The sequence below is a fragment of the Variovorax sp. 01T432 genome (assembly GCF_056398605.1).
Genome location: NZ_JBFTPS010000129.1, coordinates 1 through 1,656, shown reverse-complemented (window position 1 = coordinate 1,656; position 1,656 = coordinate 1). Strand labels below are relative to the sequence as shown.

1 protein-coding gene is annotated in these 1,656 nt (G+C 66.2%); it reads right to left on the bottom strand.

What is annotated here, in order from left to right:
- Positions 1–34: 34 nt before the first annotated feature.
- A protein-coding gene (locus AC1DNF_RS35560; RefSeq protein ID WP_478153618.1) for an IS3 family transposase occupies positions 35–1,563 on the bottom strand; the annotation gives its coding sequence in 2 pieces (ribosomal slippage) (positions 35–1,131 and positions 1,131–1,563; 1,530 coding nt in all).
- Between the last annotated feature and the right edge of the window lie 93 nt (positions 1,564–1,656).

Sequence of the window (1,656 nt, the reverse complement as noted above, 5' to 3'; positions counted from 1 at the left end):
GCGGAACGTGTCAATGACTTTGCTACACCCGGCTTCATGAATTTACTGTGCAGGGCTGCGTCTTTTTGAGGGTGGCTGATTCCTGTTGTGGCGGGTTGATCCAGGCCGCGGTGGGCAGTGCGGGCGGTTGCGGGTTCTTGCTCTTGAAGCGCTTCGGATGCGCATGGAATGCGGCATCAAGGGTAGCCTGACGGGTGACGCGCATCGCCTGGGCGTGACCGTAATGCACGCTGTGCGGCGTCATGAAGCCAATGCCGGAGTGCCGGTGCGTGGTGTTGTACCAGGCGAAGAAGGTTTGGCAGTGCGCGCGTGCGTCCTCGATGCAGCCGAAGCGCGCCGGGAAGTCCGGCCGGTATTTCATCGTCTTGAACTGCGACTCCGAGTACGGGTTGTCGTCGGAGACGTGGGGCCTGCTGTGGCTCTTGGCGATGTCCAGATCCACGAGCAGCGCAGCCACTGGCTTGGAGCGCATGCTGGCGCCCCGATCGGCGTGCAACGTGAGCATGCCGGGCTCGATGTCATGTCGCTCCACGGTGTCGGCGATGAGCTGCTCGGCCAGCTCGGCGCTCTCGCGCTCGGCGAGCAACCAGCCCACGACATGGCGGCTGAAGATGTCCAGGATCACATACAGATGGAAGCACGTCCATTTGGCTGGGCCCTTCAACTTGGTGATGTCCCACGACCACACCTGGTTGGGCGCGAGCGCCAGCAACTCAGGTCTTGTGTAGGCCGGATGAACGAGTTGATCGCGCCGCTCGCGACAGCCGCCGTTGATCGCCAGCATCCGATACATCGTGCGCACCGAGCCGAGGTAGCGTCCCTCGTCCAGCAGTGTGGCGTGCACCGCTGCCGGCGCGGTGTCGACGAAGCGCTCGCTGTTGAGGGTGTCCAGCAGCATCTGGTTCTCTTGGGCGTCCAGGGCCAAGGGCGGTCGAGGGCGCGCCGCGCGTTGCGCCCGCGGTCCCACCAGCGCTGCGCGGTGCAATCGCGCCTGCTGCCGCGCCGGCGCACCGCGCCACAGGCCCACGGCCCGGCACGCGGCGCCAGCCCCAAGGGCTGGGGCGAGTTCGCGCACGGCCGCCATCACGTCCTCTCGCCGTTCTCGTCGAGCGTGTGGCCCAGCAGGGCGGCAAGTTTTTTTTGGACATCGATCACCAGCATCGCCTTGTCGAGCCGGCTCCTCAGGCGCTCGTTCTCGCGCGTGAGCTGCGCGATGTGCAGCGCCTCGGCCCTATTCTCGTCCGGCTTGGGCCCTCGCTTTTGCGGCGCCAGCGCGGCCAGATCTGCGACCTCGCGCTGGCGTCGCCAGGTGCTCAGGCTGGAGGAATACACGCCCTCGCGGCGCATCAACGCGCCAATCTCGCCGGGCTTGGTGCAGCGATCGGCAGCGTCCAGAATGCGGCGCTTGTCGGCGTTGGAGAACTGACGGCGCCGCGCGCGCGGCACGACCTCCGAATCGGTGCCTGGGGCTCGCGTCGGCGCCGCCGATCCCGGCGCATCTCCAGTCGCCCTACGGGCTCCTTCCAATGCGCCGGGATCGGGCAAACTGTTCGCTGCGTCCATCGCTGCCTTGGGTTGTGGATTGATCGTCATGCCTACCTCGTTGCTCACTGATCTCTCGGGGGTAGGTGTAGCAGCTCATATTGGCACGGGGGG